Raw genomic sequence first — 5,463 nt, 5'->3', positions numbered from 1 at the left:
ACATCATTAAACTTTTTCAACTCACTGACCTTGTCTTTTGCCATTTCTTTGCCCTGTTCAGTTAGAGAATAGTACTTACGAGCTCTATTATCAACAACTTCAGAAGTTGTTCGTAATAGACCATCCTTTTCTAGTTTATAGAGTATCGGGTAAAGCGCCCCATAAGTCAGTTTAATCTCACCATTGCTTAATTCTTCTACTCGACTATTTATCTCATAACCATACATACGACTCCTCTCTGACAGTAACTTTAGCACAATAGTCTTGATCATACCTTTTATGTATTCATTGGAAATCATAATATATAATTTACTTAAATATATAAAAAATTATAACATCGTCAAATTTTATCCTTTTTAAACAATTTACATCTTTGTCTTAATGAGTTATGACGTAATTATCATAGGCGGAGGACAGAGCGGATTAGCCGTTGCCTTTTATTTAAGAAGAACGAATTTTAATTATCTTATACTAGATGAGCAATCTAGTCCAGGAGGAGCCTGGTTACACACATGGGACTCATTAAAACTCTTCTCCCCTGCTGAACATAGCTCACTACCAGGTTGGCTGATGCCTAAAGATTCCACAGAATATCCCCACAAAGACCATGTAATCAACTATCTCTCAAATTATGAAGAGCGATACAAATTACCCATTCATAGAGGAGTAGAAGTGACAGATGTTCGAAAAGATGGACAACACTTTAATATCACAACCAACAATGGAAACTACAGTTGCAAGGCTCTTGTAAGCGCTACAGGAACATGGAAAAAGCCGTTTATTCCTCATTACCCAAATAGAGAAAAGTTTGAAGGTACTCAAGTTCATTCAGCCCAATATAAATCTCCAAAGCCATTTAAAAATAAAAAAGTGCTCATTGTTGGAGGTGGAAACTCAGCAGCACAAATTCTTGCAGAAGTATCAAAAGTAGCCATAACCAAATGGATGACTCTCAAAGAACCTAAATTCTTACCCGATGAAGTGGATGGCAGGTATCTATTTGAATTCGCTACTAAACAGTACAAAGCCAAACTGGAGGGAAAAGAAATTCAACCGGCTGGTTCTTTAGGCGATGTAGTGATGGTAGATACAGTGAAAGAAGCACGAGAAAGAAATGTATTAAATGCTATAAGACCATTTACTTCTTTTTTTGAGTTTGGCGTTCAATGGCAAGATGGTACTAAAGAAGAATTTGATGCTGTTATCTGGTGCACCGGTTTCAAAGCCTCATTGGATCATTTAGCAGGATTGGGAATAGATATAGAAACCCGTATAAAAACCAATCAAACAAAGGCCGTTGAATATCCCGGCTTATGGCTGGTGGGTTATGGCGGCTGGACAGGTTTTGCATCCGCTACGCTCATTGGCGTGGGTAGAACTGCCAGAAGAACGGTAGAAGAAATTGCCGAATACTTAAAATAAGTTATCGCCATTTAATATTACATCCCTGACTTGGTATTTGCTGATCACTAATAGGATTTCCTTTTAAATAATCATCCAATGCACCACGCAAATCAGCACCTGTCAAAGGTTTGCCATTACCTGGGCGACTGTCATCCAACTGGCCTCTATATATGAGCTCCATTGACTTATCGAAAACGTAGAAATCGGGAGTGCAGGCTGCATCGTATGCTCTGGCTACTGCCTGTGTTTCATCATAAAGGTATGGAAATGGATACCCCCACTTTTTTGCTTCTTCACGCATTAATTCAGGACTATCTTCCGGATAATTCTCCACATCATTAGATGAAATAGCAATAAATTTTATTCCCTCAGGAATATAATCTTCTGCTAGCCTTACTAACTCTTCCTGAATGTGTTTTACATAGGGGCAATGGTTGCATATAAACATGATTACCGTTGCAGTATCTGACTTTAACTCATCGAGGGTGAGTTCTTTCTCAGATACAACGTCAAACAATGTGAAGTTGGGTGCTTTGGTGCCTAAGGGCAGCATGGTGGAAGCAGTTAGTGCCATAGTTTCTAGTTAATCAAATCAAAATTAAGCAATAGCAATCCTGCAAAAAAGTTACCTTGGTAGTAATATGAAAATAGGCCTTTTATCAGATACACATGGGCACCTGGATGATCGGGTTTTCCACCATTTTAAGGATTGTGATGAAATTTGGCATGCCGGAGATATTGGCACGATGGAGGTACTTGAAAAATTGGAAGCATTTAAGCCTACTAAAGCCGTGTTTGGTAATATTGATGGTCAGAAGATACGAACTTCTACTGCCGAAGATCTGTGGTTTGACTGCGAAGGAATGAAAATATGGATAACCCACATTGGTGGCTATCCTCCTAAATACAATCGCAGAATCAAAGAAATATTAAAGACTAAAACTCCTGACCTATTCATTTGTGGCCATTCCCACATTTTAAAAGTAATCAAAGACCCTAATCATAATCTCTTACACATGAACCCGGGTGCAGCTGGCATTCAGGGTTTTCATAAAGTGAAAACACTCATGAGGTTTGATATTGAACAAAAAGAAATTAAAAACCTCCAAGTAATTGAACTTGGAAAAAGGGCATAAAAAAACCTCAGGCTAGCCTGAGGTTCTCAAATAGTATATAAACTTAAAACTTAGTCTTCTTTCTTTTTCTTAGCAGCAGCTTTTTTCTTAGGTGCAGCCTCTTTCTTTTCAGCTTTAGGCTCGTCTTTCTTTTTGTCAGCTTTTGGTGCAGCTTCTTTCTTAGCCTTCGGAGCTTTTTCTTCAGCTACTTCTTCTTTTGCCTCTTCTTTTTTGGCAGCAGTTTTCTTACCACCTTTAGCAAATTCTTCCTTAATCTTCTCTACATCCACATTTTTCAATGTAGGTTTAGCATTCAATCGTTGAATATTAGCGTTTCTAACTTTCGCTCTTACTTTATTTCTTTTTGCTTTTCTCTTTAATCTGGTAACTGCCATTTCAGTATTATTTTTGTCAAAATAGGCTGCAAAGCTAAAAGATTAATTGAAAATAAGAAAACATAAATCATAAATTATCTGAGTTCATCTTTAAGCTTACCACCACATTAAACTTGATTTTTGTAGATTTGCCGCCATGAGTCAAAAGCCTAGTTTACCAAAAGGAATGCGCGATTTTGGTCCCATGCAAATGGCCAGAAGAAATTACATTATAAATTCCATTAAAAGTGTGTTTGAAAAATTTGGCTTTATGCCACTCGAAACACCTGCTATGGAAAACCTTTCTACCCTCACCGGTAAGTATGGCGATGAAGGTGATCAACTGCTATTTAAAGTACTCAATAGTGGTGATTTTTTATCTAAAACTTCAGCCAACGACTTCGAAAATGGTAGCAAAAGCATGCTTCCAAAAATTTCGGAAAAAGGTCTTAAATACGACCTAACCGTGCCTTTTGCCAGGTATGTAGTAATGAACCAGCATGACATCACTTTTCCTTTTAAACGATTTCAAATACAGCCCGTCTGGCGCGCAGATCGCCCGCAAAAAGGTCGCTACAGAGAATTTTATCAGTGCGATGCGGACGTAGTTGGTACAGATTCGCTCATCTGCGAAGCAGAGATTATACTAATGATCAACGAAGTATTTGATCATCTTGGCTTTGAAGATTACACCATTAAAATAAATCACAGAGGTATTTTATCAGGCATAGCTGAAGTTATTGGAGCGCAAGGCAAAGAATCTGACCTATTTGTTGCGATAGATAAGTTGGATAAAATTGGATTAGATAAGGTCTGTGATGAATTGATAGAACGTGGCATTCCTGCCGATGCTGTTGAAAAGTTAAAACCAATTCTTACCATTTCAGGTAGTGTACAGGTAGTAATTAATAATTTATCAGGTCTTCTAGGCAATACAGAAGCAGGCAAAAAAGGAATTAACGATTTATCGGAGATTTTCAGTCACGTTAAGTCATTAGGTTTAGAGAATTCAAATACTGCTGTTGATGTAACATTAGCCAGGGGCCTTTCCTATTATACCGGGGCAATTTTCGAAGTCAAAATCAATAATGTATCAATTGGTAGTGTTAGCGGTGGCGGTAGATATGATGATTTGACCGGTGTATTCGGTCTTTCGGGTACCTCGGGCGTTGGTTTTTCTTTCGGTATTGACAGACTTTATGATTGCCTTGAAGAACTCAACTTATTTAAAGAAAATACACAAACCTTCAGTCAGGTATTAATCGTCCATTTCGATGAAGATTCGATGAACTATGGGTTAAGTGTATTAAGCGAGCTAAGATCTAATGGTATTAAAAGTGAGATTTATCCTGATCAGACTAAATTGAAAAAGCAATTTAGCTATGCTGATAAAAAAAATATACCATATACTATTACCATAGGCTCTGAAGAAATAAAATCAGGGAAATTGGCTCTAAAAGATTTACATTCGGGCAATCAGGAAAGCTTAAGTGTCGATGAAATAATCAGTAAACTCAAGGGCGCATAATGAGTACCATCCACGAAATTTCAAATCAACACCTTTCATTAGAAGATGCCTATAATATTTGTATCGGACAAAAGAAGCTGCAATTAAGCAAATCAGCATCAGCTGCAGTTGTTAAATGCCGAGAGTTTTTAGATAATAAAATTGAAACCTCATCGAGCCCAGTTTATGGAGTAAATACCGGGTTTGGAAGTCTTTACAATCGAAACATATCCAAAGAAGACTTAACAAAACTTCAGGAAAACCTGGTTAAATCGCACGCTTGTGGCACCGGAGCTGAGCTGCCTTCTGATCTTGTAAAGATTATGCTTCTCTTGAAAGTGCAGTCGCTTTCCTACGGTAATTCTGGAGTACAACTAAGTACTATTCAACGACTTATTGATTTTTACAATGAAGGCGCTTACCCTGTAGTTTATGAAATGGGGTCTTTAGGAGCATCTGGAGATTTAGCGCCATTAGCTCATTTGTGTTTACCGCTTATCGATTTAGGTGAAGTTAATTATAAAGGTCAAAGATTAAGCGGAAAAGAAATCAATAAAAAATTCGGTTGGGAGCCTATAACATTCAAGGCAAAGGAAGGGTTAGCTCTGCTCAATGGCACTCAGCTAATGGGCTCATATGGCTTATATACCTGCATACATGCTAAAAGAATATTCAACTGGGCAAACAAAATAGGCGCACTTTCTATTGATGCTTTTGATGGTAGAATTGAAGCCTTTGATCAAAAAGTACATGCTATCAGGCCACAGGTCGGACAAAATAAGGTGGCGGAAATCATTCGAAACTATTTATCCGGCAGTGAAATTATTAGTCAACCTAAAACGCATGTACAAGACCCCTACTCATTCAGGTGCATACCTCAAGTTCATGGTGCAAGCATGGATGCCATTGACTATGCGTGTAATGTGTTCACCAATGAACTGAATGGCGTAACAGATAACCCAAACATTTTCCCTGATGAAGATGAAATAATCTCAGCCGGAAATTTTCATGGTCAGCCTTTGGCGCTGGCCTTAGATTTTCTGGCGTTGGCCGTAGCAGAACT

Annotated in this window: 7 protein-coding genes; 4 read left to right on the top strand and 3 right to left on the bottom strand. The window is 38.0% G+C overall.

Annotated features, from left to right (window positions below; genetic code table 11):
- A partial coding sequence (locus RLO81_RS06520) for a PadR family transcriptional regulator (protein WP_350108942.1) occupies positions 1–299 on the bottom strand: 299 nt, incomplete at its 3' end.
- A gap of 82 nt (positions 300–381) precedes the next feature.
- On the opposite strand from RLO81_RS06520, the gene RLO81_RS06515 reads away from it, so the two are divergent.
- Positions 382–1,422: an ArsO family NAD(P)H-dependent flavin-containing monooxygenase gene (locus RLO81_RS06515; protein WP_350108940.1), complete on the top strand. Its 1,041-nt coding sequence runs from the start codon at positions 382–384 to the stop codon at positions 1,420–1,422.
- 1 nt (position 1,423) lies between these two features.
- On the opposite strand, the gene RLO81_RS06510 is transcribed toward RLO81_RS06515, so the two are convergent.
- Positions 1,424–1,978, bottom strand: a complete 555-nt coding sequence (locus RLO81_RS06510) for a thioredoxin family protein (RefSeq protein WP_350108937.1) — start codon at positions 1,976–1,978, stop codon at positions 1,424–1,426.
- Between the two features lie 67 nt (positions 1,979–2,045).
- On the opposite strand from RLO81_RS06510, the gene RLO81_RS06505 reads away from it, so the two are divergent.
- A complete protein-coding gene (locus RLO81_RS06505; RefSeq protein WP_350108934.1) occupies positions 2,046–2,540 on the top strand; it encodes a metallophosphoesterase family protein in 495 nt (164 codons plus the stop codon).
- Between the two features lie 50 nt (positions 2,541–2,590).
- Here RLO81_RS06505 and RLO81_RS06500 read toward each other — a convergent pair whose 3' ends face one another.
- Positions 2,591–2,914, bottom strand: coding sequence for a hypothetical protein (locus tag RLO81_RS06500; RefSeq protein WP_350108931.1), 324 nt, complete (start codon positions 2,912–2,914; stop codon positions 2,591–2,593).
- Between the two features lie 136 nt (positions 2,915–3,050).
- On the opposite strand from RLO81_RS06500, the gene hisS reads away from it, so the two are divergent.
- Positions 3,051–4,421, top strand: a complete 1,371-nt coding sequence (gene hisS / locus RLO81_RS06495) for a histidine--tRNA ligase (protein WP_350108929.1) — start codon at positions 3,051–3,053, stop codon at positions 4,419–4,421.
- Positions 4,421–5,463 (top strand): HAL/PAL/TAL family ammonia-lyase (locus tag RLO81_RS06490; protein WP_350108926.1); only part of this gene is annotated, 1,043 nt, incomplete at its 3' end. The genes hisS and RLO81_RS06490, both read left to right, overlap by 1 nt.

The organism is Fulvivirga sp., from assembly GCF_040220315.1.
Classification (GTDB): Bacteria; Bacteroidota; Bacteroidia; order Cytophagales; family Cyclobacteriaceae; genus Fulvivirga.
The sequence above is the reverse complement of the archived record's forward strand: the minus strand, read 5'-3'. Positions and strand labels throughout refer to the sequence as shown.

Excerpts from the sequence above, each read along its gene's own strand:
- RLO81_RS06515 (WP_350108940.1), top strand. The coding sequence starts at position 382 with ATGAGTTATGACGTAATTATCATAGGCGGAGGACAGAGCGGATTAGCC.
- RLO81_RS06505 (WP_350108934.1), top strand. The coding sequence starts at position 2,046 with ATGAAAATAGGCCTTTTATCAGATACACATGGGCACCTGGATGATCGG.
- RLO81_RS06500 (WP_350108931.1), bottom strand. The coding sequence starts at position 2,914 with ATGGCAGTTACCAGATTAAAGAGAAAAGCAAAAAGAAATAAAGTAAGA.
- RLO81_RS06510 (WP_350108937.1), bottom strand. The coding sequence starts at position 1,978 with ATGGCACTAACTGCTTCCACCATGCTGCCCTTAGGCACCAAAGCACCC.
- hisS (WP_350108929.1), top strand. The coding sequence starts at position 3,051 with ATGAGTCAAAAGCCTAGTTTACCAAAAGGAATGCGCGATTTTGGTCCC.